This is a genomic window from Leeuwenhoekiella sp. A16 (assembly GCF_047946675.1).
Classification (GTDB): domain Bacteria; phylum Bacteroidota; class Bacteroidia; order Flavobacteriales; family Flavobacteriaceae; genus Leeuwenhoekiella.
Window position 1 is genome coordinate 1,078,913 of the sequence record NZ_CP172313.1, and the last position, 15,655, is coordinate 1,094,567.

The 15,655-nt window shown below is 38.0% G+C and carries 14 protein-coding genes; 8 read left to right on the plus strand and 6 right to left on the minus strand.

Annotated elements, in window-relative coordinates; genetic code table 11:
* Nucleotide 1: 1 nt before the first annotated feature.
* Together pgmB and ACH3O9_RS04575 are read right to left on the minus strand one after the other, a co-directional pair.
* The gene (pgmB, locus tag ACH3O9_RS04570; RefSeq protein ID WP_416444837.1) at nt 2-664 is read right to left on the minus strand and encodes a beta-phosphoglucomutase; all 663 of its coding nucleotides are present in this window, start codon (nt 662-664) and stop codon (nt 2-4) included.
* 14 nt (nt 665-678) lie between these two features.
* Nucleotides 679-1,716, minus strand: coding sequence for a LacI family DNA-binding transcriptional regulator (locus ACH3O9_RS04575; protein ID WP_416444839.1), 1,038 nt, complete (start codon nt 1,714-1,716; stop codon nt 679-681).
* Nucleotides 1,717-1,882: 166 nt separating this feature from the next.
* On the opposite strand from ACH3O9_RS04575, the gene ACH3O9_RS04580 reads away from it, so the two are divergent.
* From ACH3O9_RS04580 to ACH3O9_RS04595, 4 genes are all read left to right on the plus strand, one after another.
* On the plus strand, nt 1,883-3,442 hold the full coding sequence (locus ACH3O9_RS04580; protein ID WP_416444841.1) for a glycoside hydrolase family 32 protein: 1,560 nt from the start codon (nt 1,883-1,885) through the stop codon (nt 3,440-3,442).
* Entirely contained in the window at nt 3,442-4,779 is a 1,338-nt protein-coding gene (locus ACH3O9_RS04585) for a sugar porter family MFS transporter (protein ID WP_416444843.1), read from the plus strand. Before ACH3O9_RS04580 ends, ACH3O9_RS04585 begins: the two co-directional genes overlap by 1 nt.
* 1 nt (nt 4,780) lies before the next feature.
* Complete coding sequence (locus ACH3O9_RS04590; protein ID WP_416444845.1) at nt 4,781-5,671, plus strand: carbohydrate kinase family protein; 891 nt, start codon at nt 4,781-4,783, stop codon at nt 5,669-5,671.
* A gap of 239 nt (nt 5,672-5,910) precedes the next feature.
* Entirely contained in the window at nt 5,911-6,711 is an 801-nt protein-coding gene (locus tag ACH3O9_RS04595; RefSeq protein WP_416444847.1) for a hypothetical protein, read from the plus strand.
* Between the two features lie 32 nt (nt 6,712-6,743).
* Here the strand turns inward: ACH3O9_RS04595 and ACH3O9_RS04600 are convergent, their stop codons facing one another.
* Nucleotides 6,744-8,174, minus strand: coding sequence for a pyridoxal phosphate-dependent decarboxylase family protein (locus tag ACH3O9_RS04600; RefSeq protein WP_416444849.1), 1,431 nt, complete (start codon nt 8,172-8,174; stop codon nt 6,744-6,746).
* A gap of 145 nt (nt 8,175-8,319) precedes the next feature.
* Here ACH3O9_RS04600 and ACH3O9_RS04605 point away from each other — a divergent pair, with 145 nt between their 5' ends.
* From ACH3O9_RS04605 to ACH3O9_RS04620, 4 genes are read left to right on the plus strand one after another with little or no spacing between them, the layout of a single operon-like run.
* On the plus strand, nt 8,320-8,829 hold the full coding sequence (locus tag ACH3O9_RS04605) for a hypothetical protein (RefSeq protein ID WP_416444851.1): 510 nt from the start codon (nt 8,320-8,322) through the stop codon (nt 8,827-8,829).
* The gene (locus ACH3O9_RS04610; RefSeq protein WP_416444853.1) at nt 8,826-9,278 is read left to right on the plus strand and encodes a GNAT family N-acetyltransferase; all 453 of its coding nucleotides are present in this window, start codon (nt 8,826-8,828) and stop codon (nt 9,276-9,278) included. Before ACH3O9_RS04605 ends, ACH3O9_RS04610 begins: the two co-directional genes overlap by 4 nt.
* Before the next feature lie 26 nt (nt 9,279-9,304).
* A complete protein-coding gene (locus ACH3O9_RS04615) occupies nt 9,305-10,132 on the plus strand; it encodes an alpha/beta hydrolase (RefSeq protein ID WP_416444855.1) in 828 nt (275 codons plus the stop codon).
* Between the two features lie 15 nt (nt 10,133-10,147).
* Entirely contained in the window at nt 10,148-10,681 is a 534-nt protein-coding gene (locus ACH3O9_RS04620) for a DUF1697 domain-containing protein (protein ID WP_416444857.1), read from the plus strand.
* A gap of 88 nt (nt 10,682-10,769) precedes the next feature.
* Here ACH3O9_RS04620 and ACH3O9_RS04625 read toward each other — a convergent pair whose 3' ends face one another.
* The 3 genes from ACH3O9_RS04625 to ACH3O9_RS04635 all read right to left on the minus strand — a co-directional run bounded on the left by ACH3O9_RS04625 (nt 10,770) and on the right by ACH3O9_RS04635 (nt 15,655).
* On the minus strand, nt 10,770-13,139 hold the full coding sequence (locus ACH3O9_RS04625; protein ID WP_416444859.1) for a sugar-binding protein: 2,370 nt from the start codon (nt 13,137-13,139) through the stop codon (nt 10,770-10,772).
* Between the two features lie 455 nt (nt 13,140-13,594).
* Nucleotides 13,595-14,371: a rhamnogalacturonan acetylesterase gene (locus ACH3O9_RS04630; protein WP_416444861.1), complete on the minus strand. Its 777-nt coding sequence runs from the start codon at nt 14,369-14,371 to the stop codon at nt 13,595-13,597.
* Between the two features lie 18 nt (nt 14,372-14,389).
* A complete protein-coding gene (locus ACH3O9_RS04635) occupies nt 14,390-15,655 on the minus strand; it encodes a right-handed parallel beta-helix repeat-containing protein (RefSeq protein ID WP_416444863.1) in 1,266 nt (421 codons plus the stop codon).

Genomic DNA, 15,655 nt, shown 5'->3' on the forward strand with positions numbered 1-15,655 from the left:
CTTAAGCGTTCAGTAATTTGTCTATAAAATCTGTATCTATTTCTGTAAAATCCTTGAAGATGTAATGTGCTTCATGCAGAATATCTTTTTCACCAATACCCACACTGATCATACCAGCGATATTAGCTGCTTGTATTCCTGCAATAGAATCTTCAAATACAATGGCATTGGAGGGTGCTATATTTAGCTTTTCTGCTCCTATAAGAAAAACTTCAGGATCAGGTTTTGCTTTTTTAACGGCATTGCCATCTACTATAACGTTAAAGATATCAAATAAATTGACCCTTTTCAATATAGGTGTTGCATTTTTACTTGCAGAACCTAAAGCCATTGGCACATTTTTTTGCTGTAAATATTCAAGAATGGGTTTCACCCCGGGAAGAATATCATCTGCGGTCATATTATCAATATAACTCAGATACTCTTCATTTTTCTTTTTGAGCCAAACCTCTTTTTCAGCATCTGTCGCTGTCATGCCCCCTATCTCAAGAAGCAATTCTAGCGAGCGTACTCTGCTTACTCCTTTAAAAGCCTCGTTTTGAGCTTCGGTAAAATCAAAACCCAGATCTTTGGCAAGATTGTGCCATGCCAGGTAGTGAAAGCCTGCTGTATCTACAATAACGCCGTCAAGGTCAAAAATAAATCCCTTTTTGCTTGTAATCATATGTATGGTGTTATTTATAAACTACGTGTAGACTCACGTTGTACGAGACTCGTCTCTATGTATGTTGTGTGGTATTCTTCTTCTTCATCTTCTGGTCTTTCGAGCTTATTGATAAGAATTTCTGCGGCTTTACGCCCCATTTCCTCACCGTGCTGACTTACCGTTGTAAGACTTGGTATAAAGTTTTCTGAAAGCAGACCATCTGTAAAGCAAACCAGAGAAACATCTTCCGGTATACGTTTACCTTCTCGATGTACGAATTTTGCGGCGTTTACTGCAAAAAGTTCATTTACGGTAAATATGCCATCAAGGTCATTTTTCGATATAAAATCGGCGATTTTCTTCTGTGAAGCTTCACCGCACTCATCAATATTATCTAATTTAAGAATAAGCTTCTTATCAACTTTTACACCGTATGACTCAAGAGCTTCCATGTAACCTTCGGTACGCAAACGACCCACACTTACATAATCCTTAGTAGTAAGAATACCTATTTTTCTGCAGCCTGTCTTTAACATGTGTGCCACACCATTGCGTGCACCCTCTTTATCATCTATAAGAACACGGTCGCATGAAATACCTTCTACCACCCTGTCAAACATAACAACTGGCATACCCTGATCTATCACCTCATTAAGATGATGATAATCTTCTTTAAGCATCGTTTCTTTTGCTACTGAAAGTATAAAACCATCTGTACTCCCGTTTGCTAAAAGCTCCATATTGAGAACTTCCTTATCAAAATCATTATTTGATAAACAAATTATAACATTGTAATTGTGCTCTCTCGCAGTCATCTCTATACCACGTATAACCGTGGTAAAAAAGTGATGAACGATCTGTGGGATTATTACCCCTATGGTGTTTGTTTTTCGGTTTTTAAGGCTTAGCGCTATATTATTAGGCTTGTAGTTATATAAATTAGCAAATGCCTTTATCTTCTCGCGTGTTTCCTCGCTTATTTCGGGGCTGTCACGCAAGGCTTTCGAAACTGTCGATATAGAAACATTAAGTTCTTTAGCGATCAGTTTTAATGTTAGTTTTCTTCTCATAATTTTCAATAGCCGTAAAGATAATGATTCTTATAAAACATAAATTCGTTTTACACACGCATAACCGCTAAAAAGGCAAAACTACGCAACGAAAACGTTTTTTTATGGATAAAAAGTTTTATTTTCCTAGCCGCAACCAGCAAAAAGCTCAAATACCAGTTTTCGCATGAAAAAACCGATTTTTATACTCTTTACATTGATTTTTCTTCAAAGCTGTAAAACGGAAACAAAAGAGCCTGTTGCTTCTCAAGAAATTACTGCAGATTCTTACACCGAAGAATACAGACCGCAGTATCACTTCTCCCCGCCAGCGCACTGGATGAACGATCCTAACGGACTCGTTTTTTACAAAGACACCTATCATCTTTTTTATCAATATTACCCTGAAGACACAAAGTGGGGACCCATGCATTGGGGCCACGCTACAAGTAAGGACCTTAAAAGCTGGAAAAATGAAAAAGTAGCTATTTATCCTGATTCTTTAGGATACATATTTTCAGGGAGCGCTGTGGTAGATCTTAAAAATACGTCTGGTTTTGGCTCTAGTGACAATCCGCCCATGGTAGCTATGTTCACCTATCACAATGCAGAAAAAGAAAAAGCAGGTGATACAAACTATCAAACCCAGGGTATTGCATACAGCCTTGATAATGGCGAGTCATGGACGAAGTATGCAGGTAATCCCGTAGTAAAAAATGACAAGGATCAAAAAGACTTTAGAGATCCCAAAATATTTTGGCATGAAGAATCTCAAAAATGGATTCTTGTTCTCGTTGCCGGTGATCACGCAGAAATATATAATTCTACAGATCTTAAAAGCTGGCAATATTTAAGTGATTTTGGTAAAAATCTGGGCGCACATGGTGGTGTATGGGAGTGTCCCGACTTTTTCCCGCTTAAGACGCCAAGTGGTGATACAAAATGGGTTCTATTCATAAGCATTAATCCCGGCGCTGCTAATGGTGGTTCTGGCACACAATATTTTATCGGTGATTTTGACGGAAAATCGTTTAAAACAGACCAAAAACAGGAAAAATGGCTTGATTACGGGCGCGATAATTATGCCGGCATAACCTATAATAATCTGCCTGAAGATGAGCGCACGTTTATTGGCTGGATGAGCAACTGGTTCTATGCAGAACAAACACCCACAACAAAGTGGCGTAGTGCTATGACGCTTCCGCGAAAGCTTGAACTATACAAAGACTCTACTTTGTATGTGAGCAATTATCCCGTCGCTGCTGTAATTAAAGACCTCAATTATTTTTCGCCACAAAAAGAAAAAGAGCAAAATCAACAATATACTGACTCCCTTTTACAACAGTCTAATCTCAAATTTGAACTCCCTCGCCCGCTCAGTGATTTTGAAATTATCTATAGCAATACGCAAGGCGACAGTTTAAAAATGGGTTACATTAAAAACGAAAATCAATTTTATGTAGATCGTACTCTGGCGGGACAAAGCGACTTTTCTAATAGGTTTGCAGAACCAGTTATGAAAGCCCCCGCTCATTTTAAAACGGATAATACAATTGAAGTTTCTGTCTTTACAGATCAGTCTTCAATAGAATTTTTTGCAGATAAAGGTGCAACAGTATTGACTGCACAGGTTTTTCCACACGTGCCCTACACCACTTTTAGCATTAAAACGCAGGACGAGGTTAAAAACCTTAAACTTGCACACATACCTTCAACCTGGAATTCTCCTAACCAAAAAAATAATTAATGAAAGCAGTTCAAAAATGGTCTGTCACGGTAGCGTTGGCTGGCTTTTTATTCGGTTTTGACACAGTAGTTATCTCTGGTGCCAACCTACCCATTAAAGAATTATGGAATACTTCGCCTCTTTTTCATGGTACATTTATCATGTCTATGGCACTCTGGGGAACAGTTTTGGGCTCCCTTTTTGGTGGCATACCCTGTGATAAGCTGGGCCGAAAGAAAACTTTAGTCTGGATAGGTCTTCTATTTCTTGTTTCTGCTTTAGGTTCTGCCTTTGCTCCAGACCCCTATACTTTTTCATTTTTTAGATTTGTAGGCGGTGTGGGCGTAGGTGCTTCTTCTGTTGCCGCGCCTACTTATATTTCAGAAATATCATCAGCAAAAAGTCGCGGCAGATTAGTGGCTTTATATCAGTTTTTTCTGGTTTTTGGTATCCTTATAGCCTTTTTGTCTAACTATATGTTACAAGGCTTTCAGGGTGATAATGACTGGCGCTGGATGCTTGGTGTAGAAGCAATACCTGCAATTCTTTATTGTTTGCTGGTACTACAGGTACCTAAAAGTCCGCGATGGTTATTGTATAAAAAACAGGCAAAACAGCAGGCGCTTGAGGTTTTACAAATGATCTATTCTCCCGCAGAAGCAGAAGTACAACTGCAGGAAATACAAAACGATCTTGAAGAGAATAAAGCAGACGTAAAACTTTTTTCAAAACGCTTTAAAAAACCGCTCATTTTCGCCTTTTTAATCGCTTTTTTCAATCAATTATCGGGTATCAATTTTATTCTTTATTATGCTCCTGAGATTCTTGAAAAGGCCGGTCTCGCAGAACAGGATTCACTGTTTAATTCTATATCTATAGGTGTTGTGAACATCATCTTTACCCTGCTAGGTATGCAACTAATAGATAAATTAGGGCGTCGCTCGCTTATAATCATCGGCTCTTTTGGTTACATAATTAGTCTGGCTACAGTTGCCTGGTGCTTTTACACTGGTGGCAGTTCTACCTTATTGCTCACATTCATTCTCGTTTTTATTGCGAGTCACGCTGTAGGACAGGGTGCCGTGATTTGGGTTTTTATTTCTGAGATATTCCCTAACAAAGTACGTGCTTACGGGCAATCCTGGGGTACGGGAACGCATTGGGTATTTGCCGCCTTGATCACACTTTTAACTCCGGTTTTCTTAGATTCAGAATCTGGGATATTTAAAGATAATCCCTGGCCCATTTTTGCCTTTTTTGCCGGCATGATGGTTCTGCAATTAATTTTCGCATCCTTCTATATGCCAGAAACTAAAGGTATATCACTAGAAGAACTAGAAAAGAAAATTCTCGATTAACATGAGTAAATCTCTTAACGTTGTTTGTTTTGGCGAAATACTATGGGATCTTTTTCCTGACGGTAAAGCATTGGGGGGCGCACCGCTTAATGTTTGTTTAAGGTTGCTTTCGCTTAAAGCGAAAGTAAAAATGGTAAGCAGATTAGGTACAGACGCACTCGCCGAAGAAACACTCGCTGTTCTCGATAAATATGACTTGCCACAAGAGTTTATTCAGGAAGATGATGATCTGGAAACAGGACAGGTAGAGGTGACTTTAGATAAAACGGGAAGCGCCACTTATGTTATAAAAGAACCCGTAGCGTGGGATAATATCGCGCTTACAGAGGCAAATCAAAAATGTGTCGCAGAAGCAGATATTTTTATTTTTGGCTCTCTGGCTGCAAGAAGTGAATCATCAAGAAACACTTTAAAAGAACTTCTTGATGTTGCTAAAAACGCTGTTTTTGATGTGAACTTTAGAGCGCCACATTATGATCTTAATGAAGTTGTTAACCTGATGCAACTGGCTCAGTTTGTAAAAATGAATGAGGAAGAACTCAAGGAAGTTAAAAGCTTTCTACGCATCAACTCTGCTACTATGGAAGATAGCCTAAAAGCAATTGGTGCACGCACAAATACCTCTTCTATATGTGTAACATGTGGAAGCGCGGGAGCCGTGCTTTGGCACAATGATCATTTATATACACATCCCGGTTTTAGCACCACAGTTGTTGATACTGTAGGTGCCGGTGATTCATTTCTTGCGGGATTGCTATACAGTCTTGACAAAGATAATGATCCTGCACAAGCGTTGGCTTTTGGGTGTGCTTTAGGCGCTCTTGTGGCTGGCCAAAAAGGAGCGAATCCTGAAATTTCTCTTGAATTAATTCATCAAAAAATGACTGAATAAGATGAAAAATCGGGCTTAAGGGATTGAAAATCTACTTTCCTTTTTAGATTATCTCTCAAAAACCGTATAAAATATCTTTTCAAATTTTTTTGAATAATGAATAATCATACTTCTTAATTTCTTATTTTTAGAAAACAAAACCCTACCCTAACTTTCTATTTATCAGAAAGTAGCAATCATTACCTCTTACTATTCTGCGTTTCATAAATTTTGTTTTTATAAACTCAAACTGTATAGTTATGTCTAAAATTATCACAACGCTACTTCTGCTTTTATGCATGTCTGCTTTTGCTCAGGAAACCCTCACTAATGAATCTATTGTACAAATGATAGATCTGGGTTTTACAGATGATCTTATCGTAAATAAAATAAATACTTCTAATTACAAGTTTGAGACTTCTATAGAAGAGCTTACCAAGCTAAAAGAAGCCGGAGTTTCAGGAAATATCATTGCTTTGATGATGGATAAATCGAGGCATAATACCGTGTCTAAAACCGGGATTTATTATAAGAATGCTAATGATGAATTAGAACTTATCCAGCCCAGTGTTTTTTCTGGCACTAGTACAAATGCTGCTGCGCAAAGACTTGTATCAGGTTTTATAAATTCGAAAAATAAATCTACACTGCCTAAAGCTACTTCTAACAATGTGCTAAATACAAACACTCCTGAGTTTACATTTTTATTTGATGTTTCTACAGCAGATGTTGATAATATGCAGGTGCAAGGTGGTACAGATTATTACAATAACTGGTGGTTTAAAACAGCCTCTTCTCCTAATGAATTTGTACTCTTAAAACTAAGGGTAAAAGAGCGTCAAAACCTTCGGGAAGTAATTACGGGTAAAAGTAATGCCTTAGGAAGCAGCAGCGGTGTTGATCCCAAGGAGGCATTGCCGTTTAGTATCGCGCAGGTAGAAGGTAATAAATTTACGGTCACTCCTGATTCACTTGAGCCCGGCGAATATGCTTTCTTCTATCAGGGACAAGTGCCGGGAGGTCGTTCTAACCAGTCTGTTTTTGATTTTTCGGTACAATAAATAGCCGTTTTTAGACCATTTTAAGCCGATTTTTACAGGGTTTCGCCTATTTCTTCACAAAGATCAAGTGTGTCCTGAACGTCTTGCAAAGTAGTACGCGGATTTATTAAACACATTCTCAATACCACCATTCCGTTTAAATAGGTTGTCACCAGCATAGCCTCACGAGATTCTACAACCTGTTGTGAGATCTTGCGGTTTAATTCGTCAAGTTCATTTTCAGACAGATTTCTCGATATAGGATTGTATCTAAAGTTGATAACAGCCAGCGTGGCGGGAGAAACGATTTCCCAGAGAGCACTTGTGCGTAAATTACTTTCTACCTTTTCTGCAAGGTCTATGTTATATTGTACTGCTTCGCGAAAAGCTTTTAAGCCAAAAATCTTAATACTCATATAAAACTTAAGTGCTCTAAACCTACGCGTTAGCTGAATACCATGATCGTAGAAATTTATTTCTGAAGAGTTGCCCTCAACATCTTTAAGATATTCTGGCTTTTCTGTAAAAGTACCGCTTAACCATTTGTGATTTCGCACCAGCAAACAACCCATTTCATAAGGTTGATAAAACCATTTGTGAGGATCTACCGTTAGAGAATCGGCTTTTTCTACACCTTTTAGCAGACTTTTTCCATCTTTTGCTAGAATTGCAGCGCCGCCGTATGCACCGTCAATGTGAAACCAAAGATCTTCTTTTTTACAAATTTTAGCCAGTTCTTCAAGTGGATCTACAGTTCCTGTATTCGTCGTTCCTGCAGAAGCAATGAAACAGAATGGCTGCCAACCTTCTAGTCGGTCACGATTTATAGCGTTTTTGAGCTTATTTATAGAGACTTTAAACTCCATATCTGTGGGGATGATACGTATTTGTTCTTTACGAAAACCCATCACCCGTATAGCCTTAATATTTGAAGAATGCGCCTGATCTGAGAGGTAGATTACTGCTTTAGAAAAATCATCACCACATTTAATATTACGTGCGGTTACAAGCGCCGTAAGATTTGCCATAGAACCACCGCTGGTAAAAATACCGCCACCTCTTTTTTCGGGTAAACCAAAAATTTTTAAGAGCCAGCCTATTGTCACGATCTCAAGCTCTGCAGCAGCGGGAGCCGCCGCCCAACCGCCAGAAAATATATTAAAACCCGTCGCTAGCGCATCTGCCATCGCGCTTACATAATTGCTGGGCCCGGGAACAAAAGAGAAAAACTTGGGATGACTCATGATATTGCTATAAGGAATCACCTGTTGCATTACAAAATCGAGAACTTCTTCTGCAGAAGATGAAGCCTCGGGAGCAACCTCTTTAAAAACTGTATCCATCTCGCTGCGGGTTGCAAGTGCAACAGGTTTCTTGGTATTTTGAGTAAGTTGATGGTCTATTATTGCATCAACAATCTTATATCCATAAGCGCGCATCTCATCTTCCGGCAGTTCGAGTTTTGCTTTTGTGGTTGGCTTCATCTTCTGTTTTTTGCAAACTTAAGATTTTGTAATGCTCTTGCGAAAGAATACTGAGTGTAGCTGTAAAAGAAAGTTGCCAGAACTTCATTATCTTTATTATAGAATAAAAATTAAAGATCCATTCATTTTTCTCAAACCGCCGGCTGTGAATGAAAATACTAAAATACTTGATCAGGTTCTTCTTTACTTAGCAGCTAATAATTTGGATTTTAACCCCGTTTTTGACCACTTTTTACGCGATAATTTTAAAGCTCAACTTCCGGTGTTTCTGGATCAACTTGTAAAAGATGGTTTCGCTATAGCGAAAGAGATCCCGCATCCTGAAATTAACTCCAGCTATGGCAAAACAATTGAAGTGTATAAGATCACAAACAGCGGACTAGCATTTCAAAAGAATTCTTCTTACGTCAAAAAAGAAAGAACAGCAAAACGCCAGCAATTCTGGACTAAAGGTAAAAAAGTAGCGATTGCAATTAATGGCATACTGCTGCTGATTATTGCGCTTTGGAATTTTCAGATCAAAATGAAAGCCGATAATAATCAAACAGAAATGACCAAAGAAATTGACAGCTTAAAAGCGGTTATAAAAAAGATTGAAACAGAAAGACGTGCTTTGGTAAATACTTCTAAAAACACAGCAGACAGTTTAAAATGATACAATTTATACGTACAAACTCACAAAACAAAGGTTTTATAACACTGGTTAAAAAATTAGATGCCGGTCTGGCGATCACAGATGGTGACGAGCATGCTTTTTATGATCAATTCAATAAGATTGACACAATTAAGTATGTAATTATTGGCTTTGAAAACAATGAAGCAGTAGGTTGTGGAGCGATAAAAGAATATGACAACAAAACAATGGAGATTAAAAGGATGTATGTTGATCCTGACTTTCGTGGAAACGGAATAGCATCAAAAATTCTTAAAGAACTTGAGCAATGGGCGCTAGAACTGGGCTATAAAAAATGCATTCTGGAAACCGGAACCAGACAAGTAGAGGCAATCGCTTTATATACCAGAAATAATTATGCAAAAATGAGTAATTATGGGCAATATGCCGGGGTAGAAAATAGTCTCTGTTTTGAGAAAGAGCTTCAATAATCTGGAATGTTCTTAGCTTTACGCATATGAGAACATTAATCGTTTTAATTCTTGTAATACTTTTTACAACCCATTTTGCAGCCGCGCAAACACCTGAAGTAGTGGTCCAAAAACCATTTGAATTGGGTAAAACAGTCGAGATAAAATCGGTTATTTTAGGCGAAAATCGGGTAATTAACCTCTATTTTCCGCCAGATTATTCAGAAAGCAAAGAGAATTCATATCCCGTTATTTACCTGCTAGACGGCTCTGCAGATGAAGATTTTATACACATAGCCGGGCTTGTGCAATTTGCATCGTTTTCATGGATAAATATTATACCCGAAAGCATTGTGGTAGGGATTGCAAATATTGACAGAAAGCGCGATTTCACCTTTCCCACTTCAAATAAGAAAGACAAAACAGAATTTCCCACAACCGGAGGTTCAGAAAAGTTCATTGCTTTTTTAGAAAAAGAGTTGCAACCGTTCATCACTTCAAATTATAGAACGACGACTACAAAGACGTTAATAGGTCAATCTTTGGGCGGACTTTTAGCCACAGAAATACTTTTTAAAAAACCAGACCTTTTTGACAATTACATTATCGTGAGCCCAAGTTTATGGTGGAGTGATGAAGCGCTTCTACAATTTAAACCCATAGACTACAAGCAGCCTAAAGCTATTTATATCGCCGTAGGTAAAGAAGGTGATGTGATGGAAAATGATGCCAAAAGTCTCTTTGAAAAATTAACCAGATCTAAAAAGGAAAAAACAACCATTTACTTTAATTTTTTAGAAAACCAGAATCATGGCGACGCTTTGCACCTCGCTGTTTACGATGCTTTTGAAAAAATTTTTAAATCTGCCGAATAAAAAAAAATTGAAATCATGGAAAAATATGTCGCAATTTTAAGAGGAATAAACGTAGGCGGAAAACGCAAAATTCTCATGCAGGATCTCAAAGAGCTTTTTCTTAGTCTTGGGTTTGAGGACGTATCTACCTATATACAAAGCGGCAATGTTATTTTTAAAGCTGAAACTGAAGATTTTTTCGCTTTAAGCGAAAAAATTGAACGTGCTATTCTTGATAAATACGGGTTTGAGGTTCCGGTAATTGTAAGAAGCAGTTCAGAATTAAATGAACTTGTAACTTCTAATCCTTTTGCTAATGATCCTGAAACAGACACCAAACTACTTCACCTTACTTTTCTAAAAAACACGCCAGCTCCCGGTATCGATGAATCTATAAATGCTTTTGGTTTTGTGCCTGATAAATTTGAGATTATAAATGACAACGTATTCATTAAATGCGCAGGTAAATACAGCGACTCTAAACTCACTAATATGTTTTTTGAACGAAAATTGAAAGTTCAGGCTACCACACGCAATTGGAATACGGTTCTCAAATTAGCCAACATGTAGTTTATCTAACGCAAATGGCTCTACATTAAAAAACCTATGCGCCATATATTGACACATAGGTTTTAAGGACAAATGAATAATTTTATTACTACTTTTTAATGAATTTTAGATTAGCTCTCATATCTTCATTACTAAGTTGTAAAAAATATAAACCCTGGCTCAAATCATCTATTTTAATAGAATTTTGAGTTTTACCAGATTGTTGCAATTTACCGGTTATGTCAATAATTTTATAGTCTACATCTCTTTGTATACCTTGAACGACCAACTGGTTATTTGAAGGATTAGGATAAAGAGTGACAGAACTTCTATCTAAAGCAGCTCCTACAGACAGGACAGAACTACTTAATTGTATTGTGCCAAAAACAGAAGTATTTTGATAGGCAGAGTCATTTGTAGAATTCCATGATAATTTCCCTTCTCGATCGCCACCGTCATCATCATCGTTTATCATAAAATCAAACCCGACCTCTTTACCATCTTCAGGGACAACGTCTATATTAGCCATAGGGATTTTAGCTTCCAGAATATATCCATCATCAGTTCCTAGCATGACATATTCTATTCCATCTGTAGAAATGCCATTATTTGTACCTACAAAACTTCCATCGTCCCATCTAAACGTATATTGCACATCGTTTCCAGCTTCATATGAATTGGTTTTTCCATTATTGCCATCAAAATAAACCTCAACATTGTCATCTTGATAAATTGCAAAGGGACTGTCATTTATTTTAACATCATCTTCTACATGAGCTATAAAATAAAAAAATGTGTCATCCCACATAAGTCGTGACCATCCACTTAAATCAGTCGCATCAAAAGGACCTCCAAGTAAATCCTTTTCAGCTTTAAAATCATTCATGCCGGCAACCTTCCATATTTCATCAATAGTCCCATCTATTATGGGTGCGGTACTTACTTTATATACTGTCGTAGGTGGTGTAGTAACTACAACTTTTACAACGTTTGAAAAACCCTTTAAACCTTCTGCATCAGTCGCCTCAGCAGAAATAAGATACGTTCCGCCTTCAGCGTTTTCCCAGGTAAACGAATAAGGTGCTGTAGTATCTTCACCCATAAGATCAGTTCCATTATAAAATTCCACTTTTTCTACATCATCATTTAGGTCTGTGACAGAAGCTGTAAAATTAATCGTTGCTGGTGCCTCATAAGTAGAATTGTTTATGGGACTGTCTAGAATAATATTCGGTTTATTGGGATTGGTATCTACCCAACCCTCTATCCAGCTCATATAATCAACAGTATTGCCATAAGGGTTAACATGTACATCTGTATCTGCTGCCATATCTTCATAAAGAAATTTATCGACGAATGATTGTATTGCCGGGCTTTGACTATCTGGTACCGCACAATGACCATGACCTCCATCAATATAAAAGCCAAATCGATCTTCTATGCCAAATGCTTTATAAACCTCTTCCGTCGCTCTTGCCGAAACATACGCAGAAGGGTTTGCTAACCATTCAAAATCTGTATTGCCTGTGATTAGCAAAGCTCTGGGAGCAACCATTGCCATCAATTCGTGATGATCATGCGGTAAAATACCCGCTCTGCCACTAAAAGTACTTCCCATGTCTGGTAAAAACCAAGAATAATTGGTATTGTCAATTTTTTCCACGTTTCCTATAGTTTCAGAAACACGCCAGGATGGCGCACCTCCACCGCCAGATTCCTGAGCAATTGTTAAAGCTATACGTTCATCAAAGGCTCCTGCAAAAAGTGCCATTTTTCCCGCATAAGAACATCCGGTTACAGCTATATGGTCAACATCAGCATTTAATTGCTTCTGCACTAACTCTATCCCGTCTATTAATCTGCTTACACCCCACGACCACGCGCTATAATTACCCATAGTGTAAGTATCTGCATCGGGATGAAACTCCGGGTAAAGTTTAAAATAAGGGTCGTCAGGATTACGGGAACCCTGAGAATAACTCACTACTTGATTGTGCATAAAAGGTATTTTAATAGCACCATCAAAAATAGATGAAGGTATACTTCCTGTAGCGCTGTTCATACCTATTACAACAGGAAAAGGTCCATCGCCATCAGGAATAGTAACTTCAGAAGTTAGGGTGAGAGTCTCTCCGTTTTCTGTGATTAAAACGGTTAATACTCCATCAGCGTACGTTGCTGTTATATCAGCAGGTCGTGGCGGTTTTAAACCAATCTCATATTCCTGAATTTCAGCTTTTATTTCATTTCTTCGGCACTCCCAATCGCTAAAATCTGTAGAGCGGCCGCTACCATCAGACCACGCAAAAGGATCTGGTAACATGGGATAGTTCACAAGATCACCGGGATCTGGTAAGGGCGGCGCATCACAGGAAGATCCGGTATTTTCACTTTGATACACTAAAGGGTGTTGGGCATAATTGTTTAAGACAGCACACATGGTTAGCGTGAGTGTCAACAGGCTTGATCTAAATTTCATCTCAAAAGGAATTTTGTTTAATTTATAGTTGGGTTTTAGAATTGATTAATTTTTGTGATCCGCATTTATTATGTTAAATACTTAAGATTAAAAATGTTATTATCATTAATTTCTAATACTAAAGACTAACATTTTGAATGATATTTATTAAAATTATAGATAATAATCTTGAATTTACGCAATCGATTGAAATTTTTTCAAGTTTTAACTTTTGCATGTTAAAAATCTGGTTTCAAGAGAATTAAAAAAATGAATTTTCAGTCATACGAATTTCAGTAGGAATTCTGAAGATAGCTACGAAAATCGGTCAAAAGCTGGGTAAAATCGGGAATATTTAATAAAAACCAGCTGCGTTATTGCATGGTATGGGCAGGACCTATAGAATAAAGAAGTAAGTTTAAGATAGAGTTTTAGTAAATGGGTTGCAGGTGGCAGCAACCAAGAAGAAAAGCGGGTTAATTTTTTAAAGAAATTATTTCCTTTGCTAATACAGACTTCTTAATAAAAGTCGCAAGACCAGAATGTTGCCGATTGATTTCCTGTAAAGCCAGACTTGCGACAAGAGTTGCTCCTAATTGAGACAAATGAGTATCGTCTTCTCTCCCCTGTGGTTCGTATGCATTTTCACCAGGTTTTAGGTGTAAATGAAGCGATTTTGAGGCTTCTGGGCCGTATTTTATTTCAAGACGTTCTGTTAGCCATTGTAAATCTACAAAAGGAACATCTAAATCTTTAGCTACCAGCCATACAACTACAGGATAGTCGCCATGGGTATCTACTAAAACTCCATATTCATTAAAATTACGGCGCACGATTGAACTTAGTAAAACAGGTGTCGCTCCTTTACTTCGGGTTTCATTTACAAAGCGCTCCAGGTTATAACGATACTGCGTAAACGGATTTGTAAACCGCGTGCTATCCTGTATTTTTTCGTCATTATGACCAAATTGAATAAAAACATAATCTCCTTTCTTCAATTTACTTAAAACCGCTTCCCACTTTCCTTCTGTAATAAAACTTTTGCTGCTGCGTCCGTTTACCGCGTGATTTTCTACGCGTATTTCATCAGTGAGCAATTGTGGAAGCATTTGGCCCCAGCCATGTTCAGGATTTTGATCAGGGTCTTTTTTATCTGCCATTGTAGAATCACCTATCAGATAAAGCGTAGGTTTTTCCTGCGCTAAAAGCGAAAGGCTAAAAATCAAAAAAATGATTATAAGGAAAAATTTCATCTGGTTTCTGGCCTTTTGTTAATCTTCAAATTCAAAAGCACCCAGATCAGGCGCACTCCCGTTAAACGGAAGCCCTACATCTACACCTTTATCTATTAAATTACTGCCGGCGGTAAGGTGCATAAAATCTATATCTGGAAGACTTCCATCTTCTTTACGGGCAGCGAGCAATTGAGCGGTTTCTATACTTAAAAAATCGGTTTCTTTAGCAGTTAAGCCGTTCATCCAGCTATTACTTGAAGTATCCTTTTCAGTTGCATTTGTACTTCCCATATTGCCCAGAGAGACACAATTTTTTATAATGAGTCCTGCCAGAATATTCGTGCTGCTAAAGTTGTAGTTTTTGCCGTTATCATAGGCAGAACAGTTGTAGATCGTCACCATACCGCGATTGCTGTTATGATCAAAACCATCGGCTATATTTCCTACAGCGAGGCAATTGGTGTAAGTAGCATTATGTTTAAGTGTTTTATCATCACTGCCTCCCGTTTTAAAACCATTGCCGTCACCACCGCTCACGCTTTTATCTTTTAAGTAACCGTTATTAATAGCCCAGCAATTCTCATAATAGGTATGAATATCATCACTTCCGCGCAAATAACCATCCCAGCCATCATCGAGGTTTTGCCATGCCCTGCAGCCTATAAATTTATTATTACTTCCCGCGGTGAGTTTACACGCAAAACCATCTGCGTTTTCTACACTTGAGTCAGCATTGAAAAAAGAGTCGCAATTGAGGATGGTATTATTTGAAGCGCCGCTGTCTAATTGCAAACCTGTATCTGAACATTCTGAAAAAGTACAGAACTCGATCAGGTTGTTATTGCCCTGAATTTTCATTCCGTTATCTCCGGCATTGTAAAAATCTATTCCTTTTATATGCCAGAAGTCGGCGTCTAAGATCATACCCTGATTTGAAGCATTTTCGCTCATAGCGGAATAATCAAATACAGGTCGTTCTTCATCAGGCGCAGCCATAAGTATGATCATTTGCAATTCTGTACCAGAACTTTCAACATCAATTCTGGAAGTAAGAGCATAGGTTCCGCCATGCACCACAATAGAATCTCCAGCCTTTGCTGTAGCTATTGCAGCCAGTAATTCGCCGCCCGTTGTAACATGAATGGACTCATCTTCTGCAGGTTCTTCAATAGGTGTATTGTCGTTTTCCGGTTGTTCTACCTCAACTTCTCCTTGTTGTTCTGCACTCTCTTCTTTAGAACAGGAAGAATACCCTGAAAGCAGTACCGCTGCTAACATGAAGTAGAGTTTTACAAATTTCAT

What these genes read in the sequence shown, in the direction of transcription:
- ACH3O9_RS04575 (WP_416444839.1), bottom strand. Translation starts at nt 1,716, where the DNA reads ATGAGAAGAAAACTAACATTAAAACTGATCGCTAAAGAACTTAATGTT.
- ACH3O9_RS04635 (WP_416444863.1), bottom strand. Translation starts at nt 15,655, where the DNA reads ATGAAATTTGTAAAACTCTACTTCATGTTAGCAGCGGTACTGCTTTCA.
- ACH3O9_RS04620 (WP_416444857.1), top strand. Translation starts at nt 10,148, where the DNA reads ATGGAAAAATATGTCGCAATTTTAAGAGGAATAAACGTAGGCGGAAAA.
- ACH3O9_RS04590 (WP_416444845.1), top strand. Translation starts at nt 4,781, where the DNA reads ATGAGTAAATCTCTTAACGTTGTTTGTTTTGGCGAAATACTATGGGAT.
- pgmB (WP_416444837.1), bottom strand. Translation starts at nt 664, where the DNA reads ATGATTACAAGCAAAAAGGGATTTATTTTTGACCTTGACGGCGTTATT.
- ACH3O9_RS04600 (WP_416444849.1), bottom strand. Translation starts at nt 8,174, where the DNA reads ATGAAGCCAACCACAAAAGCAAAACTCGAACTGCCGGAAGATGAGATG.
- ACH3O9_RS04625 (WP_416444859.1), bottom strand. Translation starts at nt 13,139, where the DNA reads ATGAAATTTAGATCAAGCCTGTTGACACTCACGCTAACCATGTGTGCT.
- ACH3O9_RS04615 (WP_416444855.1), top strand. Translation starts at nt 9,305, where the DNA reads ATGAGAACATTAATCGTTTTAATTCTTGTAATACTTTTTACAACCCAT.
- ACH3O9_RS04630 (WP_416444861.1), bottom strand. Translation starts at nt 14,371, where the DNA reads ATGAAATTTTTCCTTATAATCATTTTTTTGATTTTTAGCCTTTCGCTT.
- ACH3O9_RS04595 (WP_416444847.1), top strand. Translation starts at nt 5,911, where the DNA reads ATGTCTAAAATTATCACAACGCTACTTCTGCTTTTATGCATGTCTGCT.
- ACH3O9_RS04580 (WP_416444841.1), top strand. Translation starts at nt 1,883, where the DNA reads ATGAAAAAACCGATTTTTATACTCTTTACATTGATTTTTCTTCAAAGC.
- ACH3O9_RS04585 (WP_416444843.1), top strand. Translation starts at nt 3,442, where the DNA reads ATGAAAGCAGTTCAAAAATGGTCTGTCACGGTAGCGTTGGCTGGCTTT.
- ACH3O9_RS04610 (WP_416444853.1), top strand. Translation starts at nt 8,826, where the DNA reads ATGATACAATTTATACGTACAAACTCACAAAACAAAGGTTTTATAACA.